The sequence below is a fragment of the Salmonella sp. SAL4457 genome (genome assembly GCF_046548235.1).
In the GTDB taxonomy this organism is placed as follows: domain Bacteria; phylum Pseudomonadota; class Gammaproteobacteria; order Enterobacterales; family Enterobacteriaceae; genus Salmonella; species Salmonella enterica.
Genome location: NZ_JBGDZO010000125.1, coordinates 1 through 373 on the forward strand (window position 1 = coordinate 1; position 373 = coordinate 373).

Sequence of the window (373 nt, forward strand, 5' to 3'; positions counted from 1 at the left end):
GGTCGACTTGAGGAACTCCACCAGGCTCCGGATGGAGAAGATCTTCTTCGCGCCCTCCACCGGGTTGATCTTCTTCAGGTCCGGCTTGACGCTGTCGAGGCTGAGCAGGAAACCGTACTGGCCGACATGGCTGAGCACCACCACCAGCGCCGCGACCAGCAGGACAGGCGCCAGCAGGTAGAGGAGCTCCTGGAGAAGGTTCTCCAGGATGGTCTCCAGCGCCTGGCGAAACGGCAGGTCGATGTACTCGGCGGGCAGCAGGAGCAGCTTGCCGAGATGCTACAGGTAGTAGTCGGAAAAGCCCATCAGCAGCGCCACCAGCGACAGGATCAACGCGCTGGAGACAATTTCCTTGCTCTTCACCACCTGGCCT

At 61.4% G+C, this 373-nt stretch carries 1 pseudogene; it reads right to left on the minus strand.

Features of this window, described 5'->3' with window-relative positions:
* Window positions 1-373 (minus strand): annotated as a pseudogene (pscU, locus tag ACLJNW_RS23540) (SctU family type III secretion system export apparatus subunit PscU); the annotation flags it as partial.